Here is an 18,834-nt window from a genome sequence, read left to right as displayed (position 1 = left end):
CTCCTATTTACACAAACATTTTTTCTAAGCAACCGGCCTTGATATTTTTTAGCTTAGTTAACTTTTTATCTTGAAGAGAAATAAGAACATCCAATCCAGCAAGATATTGTCCAATACGTCGTTGTTCATTTAATTTAGGAAAAGGAATCGGCATTTCAAAGAATGTGGTGTCTTTGATAGAAAACCTATCCGAGCGAGCACCTGTATCCCCATTAAACCGCATGAAAGAATACCAGTGACTGCTCTTAAAAAATTGCTCAAGAAAAGTATTGTCCACCTCTTTTGGCCTAAATACAGTATATAGAGGTGATATAACTCCACATCTTCCTAATTTGTTACGCCCAATCGGTCCTACAGGCGCCGTTGTTGAAATACGTGGATTATAAACAAAGTCCTCTGGACGCACTACATAATAGCCGTTTATTTTATCCTGCTTAGCAATATCATGATCAAAAAAGTCCCTTTGACTAATAATTCCGTATTCCGCAGAGTTTGTTAAAGTTTCTGTATATTCCATATATACATTCTTTTCCGTAACCTTATCAGAAATAGTTCCCAATTTCCGATACCCCCACGCTCCATCAAATTCAGAAAATCGTACTTCTGGCACCTTGTTACCATTTTTAGGGAACATTTTTTCCAACATAGCTTTTTTCATAATTAGTAACTTATCATACTCTTTCTGGTGAAGTGTAATAAGCCTGTCAATATTCATAAAATATTCTACAATCTTTTTTTCTTCATCCACTTTTGGAAAAACGACATCCCCCTTTAATGCATTTGCATCTGATACTTTCATGTCGTTTTTTGCACCTTTGTTTACTAAAGGATGCATGTATTGATTCATTCTTGCATATTGTTCGAAATAAACTTGGATGAAATCGGGATAAACATTTTCTTTTGGATGATAAACGGCATAAAGAGTAGATACAATTCCAGCAGGTCCTTTGTTTGTTTTGATAATACCAAAAGGATTTGCTTTCAGTGGAGATTTGGTATATACGACATCACCTGTGTTAACTACTCCATAATTAGCTGTTGAAACTCCTGCAAATGATCTGCCGTGAAATTCTATTTGATTTATGATACCAAAATCACCAGATACAGATAAGACATCTTCTTTACCAAAAATCCCTTCGGTATTTTTTTCATTGGAAACATTAAGGTAGTGTTCTAATTTATTCCTTTCCCATGTATCCTTATATCCAGAAAATCTTAGACTGGGTAACAATTTTTCTTTATCCATCCTTAAACCTCCAGACTCTTTCTAAACTCTGCTAATCCTTCCATATCAGATACACTTCCGGTAAGATCACCAAGCATCTTATACAAGGTTTTTCTAGTATCAGTTATACCTTCTTCAATATCTGCAAATGTAGTTGCATATTTATTTTGGAGCGCAATAATTTTGGTAATCATCTGATTAATCATGTTTTCTGGCAACTCAAATATTCCACTTACAAGTGGTTCAATCCATTTCAAATCCAAAAGTCGCAATGCAGTATCTTCATCCATATGCTCAATGGTATCTTTTGTTTTTAGATGTAGTTCATCCTTTTTTATTCGAAGTTCACGCTTGCTTTGTGTTTCTTCATCCATTAGCATAAGCACTTGCTTCATCTTTGCCTCAAAAGAATTCTCAGGAAAATCGTATTCCATTTGTAATTGCGCGATACGACTGTTAACGGCGGGTTTGCCATAAGTGCCGTCCTTATTTGCATTCATCTCACCCCACGCAACTATATTGGTTGTGGCAATGTAATCCAACTTATCGTTCTTTTTTGAAAGTAGTAGATATTTTTGAAGTGCTGCAATTTCTGGACTATCTACATCCTTTAGTGCCTCTGCTACAAAAATTCTGACTTCCTTCGCGACAAAAGAGTCCTTTTCTTCAGTTACTGTACTTCCTTCTAGTTCGTCATCTTCCAACGACTCTAAAACTTCAGTATAAATAGATGCAATTTCACGCAAACGATTTTCAAGCACGATAATCTCATTCAGTTCATCTGCGTGTATTTCTTGCTGCACCAATTCAAAAGGAAGAATACGGCCTTTCCAGCCTTCCTGTACTTCTGGTACTTCATCGTCGTCATCTGATTTCTTTTTAATAACCATATTGGGGTCAACTTGAAAAATCGCTTCAAACCCTTCACCCTGTATCATTTCTAAATCAGCCGCTATGACGTCCCAATTTTCCGATAAGATTTGGTAGGCTTTATATTTGTCCAAGAGTTTGACCCTTGAAATGCGATTAAAAATCTCTTCACACACCTCATCCTTTTTCCCCTGTGCGTTTACATCCAAAATATCTTCGATGAGAGAATCATACAAGGATTTATAAAAACCATCAAAACTCGCAGCGAAAGCCTGTTTGTATTCTTGGATGGAAGGAACCTCTAGAGTGACAGCTTTGATGTCCTCGTGAGGAACCATTAAATAACCCTCCGACATCTCTTTGAATAGTGCTTCAAAAAGACCAGGGAATGTATCCCAATACTCTTTAAGTAATGTGGCTTCGTGCATCGGAATACCACCAAACATAGTCGCCCTAATATCCCAAGTTTCTGGATCATCGGAAGAATCCACGTATCTAGGAATATTTAGGTTATATTCATTTTCACGTATTTTCTTTTTGGTCACAAGAGCTGCATATTTTTTAATAGGCTGTCTAAGTCTCACAGCATCTGCAATTTTTTTAATATCACAGGCACGAAGTTTGTTATTTTTTCCTGCTTTTTCAAATCCTTTTGAAGCGTCAATAATCAACACATCAGAATCCTTACGTGTTCTTTTCAACACCATAACAATCGTAGGAATAGAAGTTCCAAAAAATATGTTTGCAGGCAAACCTATGATAGCCTCTATGTGATTTCGTTCGATAAGCGTTTCTCTGATTTTACCTTCTTCACCGCCACGGAATAATACCCCATGCGGTAAAACAATGGTCATAATTCCGTCATCCTCTAAATGATATAGCTCATGCAGCAAGAATGCATAGTCTGCTTTTGCTTTTGGAGCTACGCCAAACTCTTTATACCGAGGGTCATATTCTTTATCTTTTGGGTCCCATTTCTGAGAATAAGGCGGATTTGAAACTACTGCATCCACCTTGACCAGACGATAAGTTTGCTCTCTGTTTTGGTCATTTTCAAAGTAGGGCCAGTCATCCTCTAATGAATCGCCATTTCGTACATTAATGTTTGCGGGACTAATACCACGCATAACCAAATTCATTCGAGTAAGGTTATATGTATTTTCCTTCAATTCTTGCGCATAGTAATCAACCTTGTTCTCGCCAGGAATAAATCGACTAATTGAAGTACCTATATTGATTAGGAGAGATCCTGAGCCAGATGTTGGATCATAGATTTTAATGTGCTCTTTATCCTTTAAATGCTCTGCTATAATTTCAGACATCAAAACTGACACCTCATGCGGTGTGTAAAATTCTCCAGCTTTTTTCCCTGCATTTGCTGCAAACATACTGATGAGATATTCATAAATAAATCCTAAAATGTCATAATCCTGTTTTCCATCCATAGGAATTCGTCTAATAAGCTTTAACAAACCCTTTACTGACTTGGTCTGTTTTTGAGCTGTATCACCCAATTTGGAAAGCCCAGACTGCAATGTCTTAAATATATTTTCAAAAATCTTCTTATAGGTTTCCTCTATGTTTAAGTCAAATGCATTTAAAGCATCGCGAACATTGGCGATATTGAAATCATCACCCTTTTCAAGCCATGTGGAAAAAAGATTGTTATATGAGATAAAATAACCAATATTCTGGCGAATGTGCTTTGCCAGTTGAACATCCTCCTCACTAACCTTTTTAATATCGACATCTTTATATCCTTCATCTTTCAAGAACTGAATTTCACGTTCTGAAAGGTACTTATAAAACATAAAACCGAGGATGTAATCCTTATATTCATTTGCTTCTATCTTGGAACGCATTTGATTTGCTGACTGCCAAATTGTAGAAGCCAATTGCTGTTTATTCATTGTCGGTGTCCTCCCTTTTTTCGTAGATAAGCCTAATGTCATAACCTAATCCTTCCATCATTTGAATAAAAGTTTTATTTACAACACCATCATCTTTCTTTACGATACGATTTACATACTGTACGGTTTTTCCTATTTTTTCAGCTAAAGCAGCTTGTGTTGTATCAGCTTCAACACATTTTATTTTAATATCTTTTTCAATATTGTTTTTTATCATATAACCGTCCTCCGTTCTGTAAATTAATAAATCCATTTAATATTATGGCATAAATAAGATGATTTTGTCAATATATTTGGTTTATAATATAAAGATGTTTCAACATTTCAGACAACTCAACCCCATTTTTACAGTAATTCTATCCACTCGCCACCTTTTTGACAGTAATTTCGTCAACTCAGTAGCCAAAAAGTAATATTGTCCACACAACCTTGTGTTTTTCTGTCATTAGATATGTTCTTACAATAAAAAATTCCATGACCTTGAACCCAGTTTGAATATGAGTTCAAAATCACGGAATTCCCTTTATATCAAGCACTTTTACACTTTTATTTATCGACCTTTGACAGCAATACTACCGTCTCAACGTGCACCGTCTGCGGAAACATATCCACCGGCTGCACCTCCACCGCCCTGTATCCCCTATATGACAAAAACTGCAGGTCCCTGGCCATAGTGCCGGGGTCACAAGAGATATACACTATTCTTGCCGGTTCCATATCCGCTATTGCCTGTAAAGCCTTTTTATCAATCCCCTGTCTGGGGGGATCGACCACAATCACATCAGGCTTAAACCCGCGCTCAGCCAGCCTGGGCAGGCGATTCTCGGCTTTGCCGGAAACAAATTCCACATTAGTTACATTATTCATCTTTGCATTGGCTCCGGCATCACTCACCGCTTGTGGTGACTCCTCATAACCAATCACACGTCTTGCTTTTTCGGCCAGGAACAGCGAAATGGTCCCTATTCCACAGTATACATCCAGGACTGTTTCCTCTCCTGTCAGTGCCGCATATTCCAGGGCCTTTTCATATAAAATCTCTGTCTGCCGGGAATTTACCTGAAAAAAAGATTCCGGGGATATGGCAAATATATATTTCCCGATATGGTCCGTTATGGTGGACTGCCCTGACAGGAGCTGTGTTTCCCTGCCAAATACATGCCGGGTTGGTTTTTGGCTAATGTTGCGGACTACCGATACAACTACAGGGAGCTTGGCCCGCAGCTCCCTGGCAAAAACAAAGGCCTCAGGGAACTTTTCACCTGATGTTGCCAGAACCACCATCACTTTTGAAGTAAACCACCCTTTTCTGATAATCACATAGCGCAACAGACCCTCTTCAGTTTCCCGGTTATAAACAGACAGCTTAAATTTATTCAGCAGGGCTTCCACAAATGAAGCGATTTCCCGCACCTGCTCGTCCAGCAAATGACAGTTTGTTGTCGGGACAAGGACATGTGTTCCTTCTTCAAAAAACCCCAGCTTTATCTTACCATCGGTAAAATTAACCTGAAACTGCACCTTATTACGATAACCCCACGGGCTTTCCATGCCAATTACCGGCTTGACCTCAACATCAGTAATTCTCCCTATGCGTTTTAACGAATCCTCAACAAGCTGCTTTTTAAGTTCAAGCTGCAGCCCATAATCCATATGCTGAAATTTTGACCCGCCACACGTTTCAAATACCGGACATCTAGGCTCTATTCTCTTTTCACTCAAAGAAATAACCTCAACTATTTCACCCTGGGCAAAATTTTTCTTAACACTGTTTATTTTGACCAGCACCTTTTCTCCCGGAATGGTAAAAGGTACAAAAACCGCCATGCCCCGGTACCTTCCGACACCCTCTCCTTGATGGTTAACCGTTTCTATGTAAAGTTCAATTTCATCTTCCGAATTTACGACTATATCACGACTCATTAGCTTCCTCCCCAATCTATTTTAAGTCTCTCGGAAATAGAATTTCCTTTATGTTCAAGGCTTTATGCCTTGGACTTTTTGTTTTACCCTCCACAGTAGCCTACTTTTTTCTTAAACTATCTTTTTCTATTGATGTCAAAAAAATTCCTGCAGTATACCGGGAGTAAACCTTTGACATAATAGAAGAAAATATTATTTACCTGCGGAGCATGTAATGGAAAATACAGCCAGCTTTATTTCCAGAATCAGGTCAGAGCTGAACCGGACAAAACATATCAATGATAATAATGATAATAATGATACTAATTATAATGCTAATAATTATATGGATTTAGGCAAATTAAAAACGGTCCCTTTCCTAGATGAACTGCTGTCACCTGTAACACCTGGTGAAGAGGGGCTGGGCAGCTTCCAGGAAATCATGATGGAAGAAATCGCCAAATGTCACTTGGACAAAATAAAAACAGGTATCAATGAATTGCTGAAATATCTCTTGGCCGGAATTAACGATAACAATGAAAAACACATGGCAGAGCTCTATATGTTCCGTCTCCGAATGATATTCAGCAGATGTCTGATGCCTGACTTCCCTTTTTCAGAAGAAATATGGAATTATATTTGTGACTGCCTGCGTACAGTCGGTTCTTTTTTGGTGCAAAACTGTTATTACGAAGCTTGCCGGGAAATTATTGTTTCTATTAGCGGCATGGGACGCCTTGCGGCACTTGAAGGGCTTCCCACCGGCAATACCCAGTCTTCATTACGGATTATTGAGAACAAGGCCTTGGAAAACGGAGAAAAGCCGCTTGCCGCTGCAGCCAAAAATGCCCGCTTTAACCTTGAAACTTGACCGAGGTGTTGTTATTGTTTGATACTCAATCATATTTACGTGTACTAACTTCCATAAATGCTGCCCTGACAACCTTGTTGGGATCTGTGGGTATTTTCGTATCCCTGACTGTGCAGCGCCGGGTTGAACGGCTCCAGGACATTCTGGAGGAATTTCTTGACCTCTCCTACCAAAGTGATACCAATATTACGGGAAAGATGTACAAACTTATCGAAAAATACCAGATGCATTACCTGTTTCCAGACACACCCGGACGCTTGATTGTTCAATACATTAATTTAACCATAGCTGTAGTAATAATATCATGGGTAAGCATTTTAACCATAGGCTTCCAGTGGACATTCAAGGTATCTTTAGCATCAATATTGTTCTATATACTGCCAATTTTTATGGGACTTGGCATTTTGGTGTTTTACCGCTATCTGCTCAAAAACACCATTTACCCTTTTGGAAACTATCTGATGAGTCCCCTGATTCCGCCCCCTGTAATGCTAAGAAGTGTTTCATTCCTGTCCGGTTATGTAAATGTTTCCGTTAAATCAATAATGAAACAGGCCCGACTGAGACTTCTAATCAAACCACATAACAGTGATAAGGCTAAAGTGGTCTTAAAAGAAGAGTTATCCTTTGATGATTACTTTTATTACCTGTTTATTGCCAGGGAGGACAAGCCGGTTTTTATAGGCTATGGTGATCTCCGGATAAGTTTTGACAATGAGTCTATTACAGGCAAACCCATCCCTGCAGCCAAAAACGTAAATATACCATTGGGGTACATTCCCTTTAACAGCCTGAAACATGATGATTATGACGCCAATTTTTTTATTTTTCCCAAGGGAGAAAAACATCCCCTGGAATACCTTTTTAAACTTAAGAAACAAGGGAACATCTATGCAATAACAGAAGATCCCGAAAGTTCAGTTAATTATATGATAACTTACCATATTGACAAGGATCGGTTCCGGGTACTTGAAGAAAACACCGGCATCCCGTTTTTCCACATGCTAACGAAAAATACAATCTTAAACAGTGGCAGGTATGCCTGCAATGAACCCTTTAAGCCTGAAAATGCATATAATTGCGCTGAAGATGTATACATTGACTAAGCATTCACCGGGGCAGCAGCTATCACCGGGGCAGCTTTCTGAATAACCTGTCATTGATAGCCACATAATAAATTCCAAAAGCAATACCAATTACTGCAAACCAAACCATTGTCGCGTTTACGGTTCCGGCATCCGGCTCTGCCATCAATGCCGCAATGGTCCAGCCGATAAAATTGTAAAAAATATATGAATATGGAGACAGCATGCTTAATTTATTTTTCTTAAACACAAATACCATTATCGTGCAAACAGGGAGCCAAAAAAGCTCAAACATAACCACAATATAGTTAAACATTGTCGGATTGCCTTTGTTCAATACCAGGAGAACACCGTCAATCACTTGCATAATGCCTATTGCTATAGCACCGGCAGCATAAAAACGCGTAAAGTTCATAACACACCCCCTGTTGCTGTTAAGCAGACAATAAATATATCAATCTCGTGTATTTAATAATTGCCGGCTATATAGAAAATAAAAAGCATAATTGAATTCCAAGCACAATGGGCAACAATAGGTGTAATAAGGGAACCTGTTGTTTCATAGAAATATGCCAGCATAAAACCCATGGCCGTTATGGGAAGCACCCGGTAAATATCCATGTGCAGGGCACCAAAAATCAAACCTGATAATAACATTCCGGCTGCCTGGCCATACCGGGCTCTAATCACGGGAAATACCATGCCGCGGAAATATATTTCTTCACTCAAGGGAGCCAGTACTGAAACTGAAATAAAAGGCAGCAGCAAATCTCTGCCTGATTTTAGACCAGTCAACAGCTTCTCAATATCCTGAGGAGGCGGAGGACCAAAAATCCGAAAAACAATGAGTCCCATAATCCATACTACCACCGCAAGGACAATCCCGCCGCCAAGGCCCAGAAATATATTTTGCATTAAATTATCACTGATCAGGCCAAGGTCTTCACGAGAACCGTGCCTGCGCCAAGTAAGCAAAGCCACGGAAAAAATCATAATGCCTGCCTGGACAAAAGTGCCCAGAAAAAGAGCCAGGGTCTGAGGACTGTTTCCGGTAATTTTGAGGGCTGATATCATCTGTAAAATATAGTTTTTCAATAATCCCGATGCCGGTATCAAGGCCAGCAGCATAACCAGCACCAAAACCAAATCCCACCACTTCCACTTGGGGTACAGCGGGGGTAATACTACTTTTTTTGATTCCATTTAATTACCTCTGCATCCATGTTCTCTTGCCAAGAATAACAGATTTTGCTTTACCTGACAAGATGCTAATTGAGGGGTTCTTTGAACTGCCTGTACTTATTTAAATACTTTTCAACCGCAAGGATAAATGTAGCATGGGACCATGTCAGCGGCGATACCGATAAATCCTCACCAGTATATGGATGTACCTGTTCAGAAAAAACTCCGCTATCCAAAGCATAATTGACAGCCCAATTTATAAGGTCCCGGCTCTTAGCCAGGGCTGTAAAATCTTTGGCTGTATCGGCAAACCATTCGGCCATCCATAAAGTAGATATAATCCACGGGTTTCCGGGAACATTTTCAACATCATCACTTTTCTTGAAATAGTAGTCGTCAACATACCTGGCAATACCGCCAACATTAGTTTTGGCCCATAACTGTTCCATTATCGAATTCATTGTATTCACAACCCGCCTGTCATCGGGAGCAAATGCCCCGAATTCAAAAATCCCGTATAAACTGCTGTCAAGAGTAACATCCTTCTCTAATGTACCGTCCTTTTGAGGATATACTCCCCTTAAAAATCGTCCCAGTTCAGGACAGTAGAGGTGTTTCTCCATTGCCTTCCTGACCGCCAGGGCCGCTTGTCCGTACTTTTCAGCAGACTTACGGTCATTGAGGGTTTCCGCAAAAAACCCGGCGGCCTTTAAGCCCCCATAGACAGCAGCAGTTGTAAAGCTGAATATTCCCCGGCGTTCCTCCCACAAGTCAAAGCTGGGCAATGGTAGTTTTGTCACCGGATCGCGATAAGATACCAAAAAATCGGCTGCCTTTGTTATTAGACGCGGGTACAGGGACTCAATGAATTCAAGGTTACGGTATAAAGTGTAATAATGACCCAAGGCAAATAGCACCAAGGCTGTTTCATCTTCCTGGATCGGAATCTGGATCTCACCGTCTCGAAACCAGGGATGCCAGCTGGAGCCAAGAGTCCCGTCCGCATTGTATTTATGCAGGAAATAACCACCTTCAGTAATGATATCGGCACAGAGCTGATAAAATTTTTCCGTAATTTCAGGATATCCTGCCATATCCATGGCATAAGCAACCAGGGCGCCGTCACGTGTCCACATATAACTGTAATGGTCCCTGTGGTACATTAATACGTCGGAGTCGTTAGCCGCCAAGATAGCACCGCCATTATCTGTCTGGGTCCTGATTAGCAATAGGCTGCGATGAAACATGTCCCTAACTTCACCGCTAAGGTCTGCAAAATCCCTGCTTTTCTTATATACCCAAGCAGTCCAATATGCATCTATATCATCTATTATTTTTTCCGCCCCGTTTTCCAGAACATACTCATTCCCCAACCTGACATCTTTGATATCTGTTCCGGCAGCAATCCAATAATATAAAGAACTTGTACCTGTATCTTCAGGCTTGCAGCTAAAACTGACAACACTATCCACAGACCCGTGGGCAACCGGACTCTGTTCCAAAAATCCATCCTCAGCATCTTTCCATGTTCCTTCGGCCCCCTTAAACCTCTTAATTCCCATGGCATACTGAAAAATCCCCTGTTCACCTGTTCTGTCACTAACGGTTCTGCCATTAATAAGAAAATACCGGTTCCGCTTATAATGAATTATACAATTATGTGTAGGTTCGTATATCACTGTATCACCTACATCAGTCTCATTTATTGAAAAGTCATGGGTGAAAAACAGTCTAACTTCACGGCCTTTGCCGGAAACATCAGTAATGCGGATCATCTTCACATATAAGTCCTTCCTATAGTGAACAGCATCAGTTATTTCAAGGGAAATCCCTATTTGATTGTTTACAGCCTCTATACTTGTTACCAGGCTGTTTTGCCGGTATCCGGCTTTCTTGGCCCAGACATTGTCGTCAATCCATGAAAAATTTCCGTCAACCCATACTCCGAGCCTGTTGCGATGCCCCAGAATATGATTGTCCAAGCCAATGACAGGATAGTATAAGTCCCTCATATTCAAACCGCGGTCAAAATTAATTAACATAGAACCATTGCCAATGGCAATATCTCTTGGCATATTATGCAGCTCCATTCATTCAGTTTTTCCTATTTATTAAAAGTTTGCCTAAATAAATTTTCATTTATGTGAAATAATAAAAAGGTCATTGAACACTAATTTCACAAAACATTATTCCACAAAGCCCGGCAAAATATAAGGATATCAGTTCAATACTGTTTTCCTAACGGGGAAAAGGAGGAGGGATCAATGTATAATTTTAGTGGTTTTATGCTAATACTGTTTTTCAGTATACTTATATTAGGCGGAGGTATATATTATATGTCTAAAAAGAAACCTATGGCTCATAAATCACTTCCGGAAACGGTACCGCCGGTACGGAAAATCACACCGGAACCCGAAACAGCAAAGGAATTATTTCCTCGTCTGGAATTTTTGGCTGAGCCGGAACCCGGTCCGGAACATGATTACGTCATTAATCTACCCTGGGGATATGATGACAACAAAATAATGATTATGGCAAGAGACCCCGAAACAATTTTTGCATACTGGGATATAAGTGAACAACTAAGGAACAGCCTAAGATTCACCCATGGCAGCCAGTGGGATGAGTCACTTCCTGTTTTGCGGGTTTATGATGTAACCGGCATTGATTATTTTAACGGTGTCAATGCCAACAGCTTTTTTGATATTGTTATCAATGATTTTGCGGGAAACTGGTACCTCCATGTCGGCACCCCTAACCGAACATTTTGCGTTGACCTTGGCAAGATTCTTAAAGATGGTACCTTTGTTACAATTGCCAGGTCAAATATCACCTCCACACCAAGGAATTGCCTGTCGGACAGGACTGATCCCGAATGGATGCTGGTATCGGGGAACCGGCGCAAATTGTATTCACGTATTGGGAAAAAAGGTGGGATGAGTTCTTACGAAATATTTAAAAATTTTGTCCAGTAACAAATAAGAAAGGAATGATTTGATGCCTAAAGGATACCTTGCCCTGGTTTTGCATACGCACTTGCCTTATGTTCGGCACCCCGAACATGAGTTTTTTTTGGAAGAAAGATGGTTTTTTGAAGCTATAACTGAATGCTATATACCTTTAATAAATGTTTTTGAATCATTGGTAAATGATGAAATTGATTTTCGAATAACGATGTCAATTACACCTCCACTAATGTCAATGTTTACTGATGAACTCCTGCAGCAAAGGTACTCAAACCACATCACAAAATTAATTGAACTTGCGGAAAAAGAAGTCTCCCGGACTAAATGGGAGCCACATTTTCATGAAACTGCCATAATGTACAGGGATATGTTCATTGAAGCCAGCAGGACTTTCCATGACCGTTATCACAGGAACCTTTTAAATGCATTTCGAAAGTTTCAGGATATTGGAGTCTTGGAAGTAATAACTTGCGGGGCAACACATGGATATTTACCCCTTATCGGGGTAAAAAGAGAAAGTGTCCGGGCTCAGATAGGAGTCGCTGTAGACTTATATACTAAATTGATGGGCAGAAAACCAATCGGTATCTGGCTGCCGGAATGCGGCTACAACCCGGGAGATGACCATATCCTTGAAGAATTTGGAATCAAATACTTTTTCGTAGATACTCACGGCATCATGCATGCTGAAACACAACCGAAATACGGAATATATGCCCCTGTCTACTGTCCGTCCACAGTTGCTGCCTTCGGCAGGGATACGGAAACATCCAAACAGGTTTGGAGTGTTGACGAAGGCTACCCCGGAGATTTTGACTACCGGGAATATTACCGTGACATAGGCTGGGACCTTGATTTTGATTACGTTAAACCATATATTCATCCAAATGGGCAAAGGATTAATACCGGCATCAAATACCACCGGATTACCGGGAAATCAAATTATAAAGAGCCTTACAACATGCATCATGCAAACCATAAAGCAGCTCAGCATGCAGGCAATTTTATGTTTAACAGGGAGAAACAGGTTGAGTACCTGACAAGTGTGCTGGACCGTAAACCCCTTATAATATCCCCATATGATGCCGAATTATTTGGACATTGGTGGTTTGAAGGACCAAAGTTCCTGAATTATCTCATAAGAAAAATTGCCTGTGACCAGGAGGTTCTTCAGCTGGCAACCCCAGGTGATTATCTGGCCGAATATCCGGTAAATCAGATGACTATCCCTTCAGCGTCCAGCTGGGGATACAAAGGTTATCACGAAGTATGGCTGGAAGGAAGCAATGACTGGATTTACCGTCACTTGCACAAGGCCAGTGAAAGAATGACTGAATTAGCTTCAATGTTCCCTGAAGCTGAAGGCGACCTGCTCAGGGCTTTAAAACAGGCAGCCCGCGAGGTGCTGCTGGCACAAAGCAGCGATTGGGCTTTTATTATGAAAACCGGTACCATGGTTGATTATGCCCAAAAAAGAACAAAAGAGCATATCCATAGATTCAACGGTCTTTATGAAGACATCAAATGGAATAAGATAAATCCTTCATGGTTGTCTGACCTTGAATACAAGGACAATATTTTTCCAGATATAAATTACAGGCATTTTCTGCCATACCGGCCAACTAAAAGCAAGATTGCCGTTAACCTTTAATCCTGCCCATATTTTTATAGAGGAATCTTACCGAAATCGTTAACAGCAAGGTAAGATTCCTCACATTCCGTCAAAGGAAATAACAGTAAAAAAAGGGATTCAAGTGCTCTCCGTCGAATTTTTTGGTAATGTCTGCTAAGGGGTAATTCTCCAAGCCAACATATTACTAAAATAAAGGAGAGGTGGATATATGTCCAGACTGCCCGGCAAAAAGACCAGGTTCTTAAGCTTTTTCACACTTTTACTGCTGTTTCTGTTGACACTGGTTGTACCGGTCTTCGCAAATCCCTCATCACGAACGACTCCCTTTAAAGATATCGATACAACCCACTGGGGATTGAAAAACATTATAAAAATGAACGTCCGCGGAGTTGTTAGTGGGTATACTGATGGGACATTTCAGCCTAACAAGGCAATTACTCAAGTAGAAGCTATTCTGATGACAATCCGTAATATGGAGGTCACCGACCGCCTTGCTGCCATTGATACCAGTCAAGAACTGCCTGTGCAAGTCCCGCAGTGGGTCAGTGATTATTACAAAGCCGAAATGCTTTTTGCAGTACAAGAAGGACTTATCGTTCCTTCAGAAAATAATTTTAATGCAGCTGCTGGGGCAACCAGGTCCTGGGTAACGCAATTGATTGTCAGATCTATTGGAAAATCAGGTGAAGCTTCTCAGTTGTCTGGGCAAATGCCGGAATTCGGGGATGCCGCAACAGTTCCTCAATGGGCGCGGGGCTACATTAATACAGCTGTCAAATACAAATTGGTTAATGGGTATCCGGATAATTCCTTTAAGCCATATCGTTATGTCACCAGGGCGGAAATGGTTAAATTGCTGGGCGAAAGTGAAAAGTACCTTGACCTTAGTAAAACTTTTTTATCTGCAAGAGTTGCAGGACAATCGGGACTATCTCTTTCTCTTACAATAAACGGCGTGATAGAAACTTTTGAGATCAGTTCCGATACCTGGATTTTTGATGAAGACGGCAGTTATATAGGCTGGGACGGTATTTCAGAAAATGATCCGGTAAGAGTTATTATTAAGGGGGATACAGTCAAGCTGGTTGAAATTTTAACAACAGATGCAGTTGTAGATACCTTAACCGGCTCTGTACTCCAAGTTCTTCCCGTTGAAAATATAATTATTATTCAAGATGAAACATTAAAAATACATACAAATACAGTTTCAGATTATGCTTCTTTTATTGCAGAAACAGGCCCCTTAAGCGGGCTTACAGATATTGAGACAGGTGATAATGTAACCTTGAGCTGCAATTCTTCCGGTGAAGTAGTATTTATATTATTGCTCAACTCAGGTCAGAATGACGCTGATACCGGTATACTTTTCTCGATTAACACAGATACAGGGCTGATTATAATTAAAAATTCACAGGGTACTCTGGATTCATACCGGTACGCCGATCAATTATCTGTCATCATACCTCAGATACGGTTCCCGGAAATTACGGACCTGGAACCTGGAGATGAAGTGAAAATCACCTTAACGGACAATGTTATTTCTGAAATTGAACTACTAAACGCCAGGCAAGATTTGACGGTATCCGGCAAGGTGCTGCTGCTCTCCGAAGAACAAAACATTATTACAATTTCCACTGAAGATAATAAACTGGAAGCATTTGAAATTGCAGAAGATGTAGCAATCAATATTTCAGGACTTGACTATCCCTTGCTCTCAGATGTATTGATAAATGATCAAGTAGCTCTGACCATTGAGAATGAAATGGTTACTCAAATAAGCGTCCAAGATAGAAGTGCCGAAAATACCCTGATAGGTACCGTGCTGGCAGTTGATGCTTCCAACAGGATTATTGCCCTGAAAACCGAAGATGGGATTGTGGAACTATACGAAGTTAATTCCAATGCCGAGTTTCTTATTGATAACGAGACAACATCAAAACTGTCCGAAGTTGAGCTGAATCTCAAGATAGAAGTACAGCTTCGTAATAATGAAATAATATACCTGGAAGCCAAAAATACAGTAGAAGGAAGTATTGTTACTGTTGATACCTCCCGTAACCTGATTGCCCTAAATACCGTTTCTTCCGGTACAAAATCATATATCCTGTCAGAGGAAGTTGATGTTAATATCAAAGGAGTCGGCATACCCGAGCTTGACGACTTGAATAGCGGTGATTATGTAGAGTTAAGGCTTGAAAACAATGAGAATAATATAATAACAGATATCAATGTCAGAACCATCTTTGAGTATCAAATTGTCACAGTTTATGAAGATTCAGACAAGCTTAAGGTAGAAAATGATAAAGGTTATTCATCATACCTCTATCTGAATGACCGGGTTACTCTTACCATACCGGAAATAAGTTCCCCTGATGCCGGAGACTTCAACATAGGAGATACTGTCGAGGCAACATATATCGGAAACAGGCTGATTGCAGTTAAAATTGTACCTTAATCAAAGAGTTTTTTCTATATAAGAGTAAAAATGATGTTAACTGGCATAAGAAAAACAATTGATGAAGTGTCATTGTTGCAGTTATCGAAGACGGATGAAAAACAGAGTAGCGGAGGACAGGACGTCCGGAGCCCCGGCGCGTGACACGGACGTCACTGCGCCGGGACGATAGTTTTTCATCCGGCAAGATTTACTGCAACAGACACGCAATCAGGTTTTTCGTTGCCAGTTAACATTATTTAACCATTTTTTAATTGATTAATTTTATCAATATAAAAGTCGGCCAAGCTTTCCGCAAATTCGTATGAGTAACCTTCCGAATAAACGTGATACCTGGGTTCTTCCACATCAGGAAGCACTAACGCCCACCCGTTATCATGGTAGACTTTTACCCCATCTAGCAATTCTACTTCCCGGTCACTGCTTTCTTCAATCAGTTTTCTCATTACCCTGCCTTTTGCGGCCCACGGACAGTCCGTCTCTTTTCTTATCATATTAATTTCAGGAATCGAACTAACGATTTCCGCAAGAGTAATATCTCTTCCGGCCATGTAATCCATAATCCGAAGAACTGTTGATATGGCATCAAAAGTAATCACAGACTGGCTAAAATTACCTTGTGCAGCCACAAGCTCAGGCTTCATCGTCTCGTGCATAAATACCACCGGTGAGGTTTTTGTCCTGATAACAGTGCCGTTTTTGGTCTCTGCCATGGTTTCAACAACCCTGCTCCCGGTAACAGGGACCGCTACCACCGGTTCCCTGGATGAGTCAAGGATTACTGCAGACATCAGGGCAGTAAAGAGATTATCATCTAAAATTTGTCCCGTCCCATCAATGAGAATAACATGTTCAGCATTGCTATCAAATATAACCCCCATATCTAATCCGCTCTCAGCTGCTTCTGCAGCAATTTTCTCTGCAACTGCCTTCATTTCCTCAAATCCGGTATACTCATAGGAGTTTCCCTCAAAAGTTTCAACCAGTTCACAGCCCAGTTCGTTAAAAACATAAGGAACAATAGAATGGAGGCCTTCTCCCGGCATGATAGCCGCTATCCGGTATTGCTTTTTCCTGATCTCATCCCTGCCAACCATATCTAAGAGACTGCGGACATATGATTCCGTAAGTCCCGGCATATATGTTGCAGTACCTACCTGCTCTTTAGTTTTTCGCTGGAAATCATCTCTCTCAAACAGGTTCTCAATTTTCCTTTCAACATCCCTGGAAATCATAGCCCCGTTTCCGGTAAATAAGTTTATGTTAATAGTATCAGAATTGGTGAAGGATGATTTTACGTGAATCCCTCCCTTAGCCGCAAGAGCCCTGACAGCATGCCTGTGTACAGGAGTAACCAATGTCCCGCCATCTGCCGCCATTATTCCCACAGACATGAGCCCGGCAATAATGGCGTTCTTAATCATTTTGGTACTCCGGTGGTAATCACTGCTTACCAGTACTGTTTCCCCAGGTCCGGTCACAGTGCCGTAAACTGCCCCCAGTTTGGCAGCACATTCCGCTGTAAGATTAATATTTATTTTTCCCGACACACCATCACTTCCGAAAAGATTACGACAGGCTTTCGTCCCCCATACAAAATGAGAATCAACCACCATACTCCTTTCTACCAACTTGTGAGGCCAGATATTGGTATTTGGTTTAATTCTTGCATTTTCCTCAATAATACTCTCTTCTCCGATAACCGCACCCTCAAATACTGCTGCCCTATCCTTTATAACTACCTTATCACAGATTACTGCACCCCTTATTTCGGCCTGGTTGCCAATATATGAACCATTCCAAACTATTGTTCGCTTTATTGATGCATTATTGTCCACCCTGCATCCACTGCCTACCACTACGTAAGGACCGACTTCCGCTCCCGGACCAATATGGCAGTTATCACCAATAAAAACAGGGGCATTTATAATGGCGCCTGGGTCTATCCGGCAGTTATCACCGGTATATATCCCGTTCTCCGTGGAAGCCGCCGACTTGACTTCAATATTAACCCTGCCTTCCATGGCTGCAAAATGAGCTTCCTGATACTGTTTCAGGTTACCTATGTCACACCAGTATCCCCTCAGACTTACCCCGAATAAAGGCATATTTTCCCTCAGCAAATAAGGGAAAAGATCTTTACTGAAATCGAATTGGGTATTTTCAGGGATATATTTTAAAACTTCAGGTTCCAATATATAGATTCCTGTATTCACAGTATCACTGAAAACTTCTCCCCAACCCGGCTTCTCCAAAAACTGTCTGATTGACCCCGAATCTTCCGTAATCACAACCCCATATTCAAGAGGAATTTCCACAGGGGTAAGCACAAGTGTAGCTATCGCCCCCTTGTCACGATGAAACCTGATCGCTTCTGTCAGGTCAAAATCAGTAAGGGCATCTCCACTGACAACAACAAAGGTATCTTTTAGAAATTCCTGGGCATTCTTAACACTGCCCGCTGTTCCCAAAGGAGTATTCTCAATAAAGTACTCCATATTTACTCCAAAACCGGAACCGTCACCAAAGTAATTTTGTATCTCCTGAGGCATATATTGAAGAGTCACACCAATTTCTTTAATCCCATGCCTTTTCAGAAGCTCGACAGCATATTCAATTACCGGCCTGTTGAGCATCGGCACCATAGGTTTAGGCCGGTTGCAGGTCAGGGGCCTGAGTCTGGAACCCTCTCCCCCTGCCATAATAATTGACTGTACCAAAGGTATCTACTCCTT

13 protein-coding genes are annotated in these 18,834 nt (G+C 40.7%); 5 read left to right on the top strand and 8 right to left on the bottom strand.

The genetic code is table 11. The annotated features are described in order from the left end of the window. Positions 1–7: 7 nt before the first annotated feature. The 4 genes from ABFY19_RS02795 to rlmD all read right to left on the bottom strand — a co-directional run bounded on the left by ABFY19_RS02795 (position 8) and on the right by rlmD (position 5,928). Positions 8–1,246: a restriction endonuclease subunit S gene (locus ABFY19_RS02795; RefSeq protein ID WP_418791746.1), complete on the bottom strand. Its 1,239-nt coding sequence runs from the start codon at positions 1,244–1,246 to the stop codon at positions 8–10. A gap of 2 nt (positions 1,247–1,248) precedes the next feature. Next, positions 1,249–4,005, bottom strand: a complete 2,757-nt coding sequence (locus ABFY19_RS02790) for a type I restriction-modification system subunit M (protein WP_418791745.1) — start codon at positions 4,003–4,005, stop codon at positions 1,249–1,251. Continuing rightward, positions 3,998–4,222: a helix-turn-helix domain-containing protein gene (locus ABFY19_RS02785; protein ID WP_068884138.1), complete on the bottom strand. Its 225-nt coding sequence runs from the start codon at positions 4,220–4,222 to the stop codon at positions 3,998–4,000. Before ABFY19_RS02785 ends, ABFY19_RS02790 begins: the two co-directional genes overlap by 8 nt. A gap of 329 nt (positions 4,223–4,551) precedes the next feature. Continuing rightward, positions 4,552–5,928, bottom strand: a complete 1,377-nt coding sequence (rlmD, locus tag ABFY19_RS02780; RefSeq protein WP_418791744.1) for a 23S rRNA (uracil(1939)-C(5))-methyltransferase RlmD — start codon at positions 5,926–5,928, stop codon at positions 4,552–4,554. 214 nt (positions 5,929–6,142) lie between these two features. On the opposite strand from rlmD, the gene ABFY19_RS02775 reads away from it, so the two are divergent. Beyond that, positions 6,143–6,778, top strand: coding sequence for a hypothetical protein (locus ABFY19_RS02775; RefSeq protein WP_418791743.1), 636 nt, complete (start codon positions 6,143–6,145; stop codon positions 6,776–6,778). A gap of 14 nt (positions 6,779–6,792) precedes the next feature. Beyond that, a complete protein-coding gene (locus tag ABFY19_RS02770) occupies positions 6,793–7,884 on the top strand; it encodes a hypothetical protein (protein ID WP_418791742.1) in 1,092 nt (363 codons plus the stop codon). A gap of 22 nt (positions 7,885–7,906) precedes the next feature. On the opposite strand, the gene ABFY19_RS02765 is transcribed toward ABFY19_RS02770, so the two are convergent. The 3 genes from ABFY19_RS02765 to ABFY19_RS02755 form a co-directional block, all read right to left on the bottom strand. After that, on the bottom strand, positions 7,907–8,278 hold the full coding sequence (locus ABFY19_RS02765) for a hypothetical protein (RefSeq protein WP_418791741.1): 372 nt from the start codon (positions 8,276–8,278) through the stop codon (positions 7,907–7,909). Between the two features lie 53 nt (positions 8,279–8,331). Further along, positions 8,332–9,066 (bottom strand): lysostaphin resistance A-like protein, encoded by a 735-nt coding sequence (locus ABFY19_RS02760; RefSeq protein ID WP_418791740.1) that lies wholly within the window; start codon positions 9,064–9,066, stop codon positions 8,332–8,334. A gap of 65 nt (positions 9,067–9,131) precedes the next feature. Continuing rightward, on the bottom strand, positions 9,132–11,120 hold the full coding sequence (locus ABFY19_RS02755; RefSeq protein ID WP_418791739.1) for a glycoside hydrolase family 15 protein: 1,989 nt from the start codon (positions 11,118–11,120) through the stop codon (positions 9,132–9,134). A 261-nt stretch (positions 11,121–11,381) separates the two neighbouring features. On the opposite strand from ABFY19_RS02755, the gene ABFY19_RS02750 reads away from it, so the two are divergent. The 3 genes from ABFY19_RS02750 to ABFY19_RS02740 all read left to right on the top strand — a co-directional run bounded on the left by ABFY19_RS02750 (position 11,382) and on the right by ABFY19_RS02740 (position 16,099). Beyond that, entirely contained in the window at positions 11,382–12,020 is a 639-nt protein-coding gene (locus ABFY19_RS02750) for a DUF4912 domain-containing protein (RefSeq protein ID WP_418791738.1), read from the top strand. Between the two features lie 22 nt (positions 12,021–12,042). Further along, positions 12,043–13,662: a glycoside hydrolase family 57 protein gene (locus ABFY19_RS02745; RefSeq protein ID WP_418791737.1), complete on the top strand. Its 1,620-nt coding sequence runs from the start codon at positions 12,043–12,045 to the stop codon at positions 13,660–13,662. Positions 13,663–13,852: 190 nt separating this feature from the next. Continuing rightward, on the top strand, positions 13,853–16,099 hold the full coding sequence (locus ABFY19_RS02740; protein ID WP_418791736.1) for an S-layer homology domain-containing protein: 2,247 nt from the start codon (positions 13,853–13,855) through the stop codon (positions 16,097–16,099). Positions 16,100–16,338: 239 nt separating this feature from the next. Here the strand turns inward: ABFY19_RS02740 and ABFY19_RS02735 are convergent, their stop codons facing one another. After that, positions 16,339–18,819 carry a sugar phosphate nucleotidyltransferase gene (locus ABFY19_RS02735; protein ID WP_418791735.1) on the bottom strand — a complete coding sequence of 827 codons (2,481 nt, stop codon included), beginning with the start codon at positions 18,817–18,819 and terminating at the stop codon, positions 16,339–16,341. Between the last annotated feature and the right edge of the window lie 15 nt (positions 18,820–18,834).

Source organism: Phosphitispora sp. TUW77 (assembly GCF_048453025.1).
In the GTDB taxonomy this organism is placed as follows: Bacteria; Bacillota; Thermincolia; order Thermincolales; family UBA2595; genus Phosphitispora.
This window is presented reverse-complemented; position numbering and strand designations above follow the sequence as displayed.

Bases quoted from the DNA above. Each gene is read 5' to 3' on its own strand.
- ABFY19_RS02750 (WP_418791738.1), top strand. From the start codon at position 11,382: ATGTCTAAAAAGAAACCTATGGCTCATAAATCACTTCCGGAAACGGTA.
- ABFY19_RS02790 (WP_418791745.1), bottom strand. From the start codon at position 4,005: ATGAATAAACAGCAATTGGCTTCTACAATTTGGCAGTCAGCAAATCAA.
- ABFY19_RS02785 (WP_068884138.1), bottom strand. From the start codon at position 4,222: ATGATAAAAAACAATATTGAAAAAGATATTAAAATAAAATGTGTTGAA.
- ABFY19_RS02755 (WP_418791739.1), bottom strand. From the start codon at position 11,120: ATGCCAAGAGATATTGCCATTGGCAATGGTTCTATGTTAATTAATTTT.
- ABFY19_RS02740 (WP_418791736.1), top strand. From the start codon at position 13,853: ATGTCCAGACTGCCCGGCAAAAAGACCAGGTTCTTAAGCTTTTTCACA.
- ABFY19_RS02760 (WP_418791740.1), bottom strand. From the start codon at position 9,066: ATGGAATCAAAAAAAGTAGTATTACCCCCGCTGTACCCCAAGTGGAAG.
- ABFY19_RS02765 (WP_418791741.1), bottom strand. From the start codon at position 8,278: ATGAACTTTACGCGTTTTTATGCTGCCGGTGCTATAGCAATAGGCATT.
- ABFY19_RS02775 (WP_418791743.1), top strand. From the start codon at position 6,143: ATGGAAAATACAGCCAGCTTTATTTCCAGAATCAGGTCAGAGCTGAAC.
- rlmD (WP_418791744.1), bottom strand. From the start codon at position 5,928: ATGAGTCGTGATATAGTCGTAAATTCGGAAGATGAAATTGAACTTTAC.
- ABFY19_RS02745 (WP_418791737.1), top strand. From the start codon at position 12,043: ATGCCTAAAGGATACCTTGCCCTGGTTTTGCATACGCACTTGCCTTAT.
- ABFY19_RS02795 (WP_418791746.1), bottom strand. From the start codon at position 1,246: ATGGATAAAGAAAAATTGTTACCCAGTCTAAGATTTTCTGGATATAAG.